Raw genomic sequence first — 985 nt, forward strand, 5'->3', positions numbered from 1 at the left:
GCGAGGAGCGCCCCGGCGAGGGGCGGCTGCTGGCCGAGGTGACCCGCCGCCAGGCCGAGATCGAGCGGCGCGAGCGCGCGCTGGAAGGGCGCGAGGCCCGGCTGCAGGCGGCCGAGGGGATCGTGCGCGCCCAGATCGCCGAGCTGAGCCGGCTGCGCGAGGAGGTGGAGCGGCTGGTCGCCAAGGAGAGCGGCGCCGCCGAATCCGATATCGACGCGCTGGTCTCGCTCTACGTGAACATGCGGCCGCAGCAGGCGGCCAAGGTGCTGGAGCGGCTGGAGCCGCCGCGCGCCGCGGTGATCCTGCTGAAGATCCCGGAGCGCCAGGCCGGCCCGATCCTGGCGCAGATGGAGCCGCCGGCGGCGCTGGCGGTGACGCAGGAGATCGCCGGCCGGCGCGAGGCCTTCCGGGTCAGCAACTGACCCGGCGGACCGGGGCCGGGGAGATCACCCCGGCCCTGATTTCATCGGTTTTTCGCCAATCTCAGCCGCGGCGCTGCGGCGCCTGGGCCAGCAGCCGGTCGGCCAGCTGGGCGGAGATCGGGTGCAGCCCGGTGCTGTCGCGCAGCGCATAGCCGCCTTCGGCCAGGGCAGTCATCTGGCTGCGGCCGGCGGGCAGGCTGAACTCCAGGTCGCCTTCCAGCAGATCCGCCGCCTGGCGCAGCTCGCGCCCGACGCCGCCGGGCCCGCCCGCCGCCAGCCCGCCGCCCCACAGCCCGCCCTGGGCGAACAGGCGGCGGGAGAGCTGCAGCACCGCGTCGAGCGTCGCGGCCTCGGCCAGCGGCACCGCCTCCTGCGGCAGGTCGGCGCGGCGCAGCGCCATGCGCCAGGGCAGGTCCTCGCGCCCGCTGCGCACCAGATCCAGGCACCATTCGCCACGCCGGGCGCACCAGGCCAGCGGCGCGGTGGTGGCGAAATGCAGCACCCCCTCCATGGTCTGCGTCTCCGGGGCCTGGGCGGCGGCGTGCCCCGGGGCCGGCGGCGTG

The 985-nt window shown here is 76.5% G+C and carries 2 protein-coding genes; one reads left to right on the plus strand and one right to left on the minus strand.

Annotation, left to right across the window (positions count from 1 at the left end; all coding sequences use genetic code 11):
- Positions 1-422 (plus strand): MotE family protein (locus tag HMPREF0731_RS21805; RefSeq protein ID WP_040614392.1); only part of this gene is annotated, 422 nt, incomplete at its 5' end.
- A 61-nt stretch (positions 423-483) separates the two neighbouring features.
- Here the strand turns inward: HMPREF0731_RS21805 and HMPREF0731_RS21810 are convergent.
- Positions 484-985: hypothetical protein (locus HMPREF0731_RS21810; protein WP_157136283.1), on the minus strand; the 502-nt coding region annotated here is incomplete at its 5' end.

The sequence above is a fragment of the Pseudoroseomonas cervicalis ATCC 49957 genome (assembly GCF_000164635.1).
Taxonomy (GTDB): domain Bacteria; phylum Pseudomonadota; class Alphaproteobacteria; order Acetobacterales; family Acetobacteraceae; genus Pseudoroseomonas; species Pseudoroseomonas cervicalis.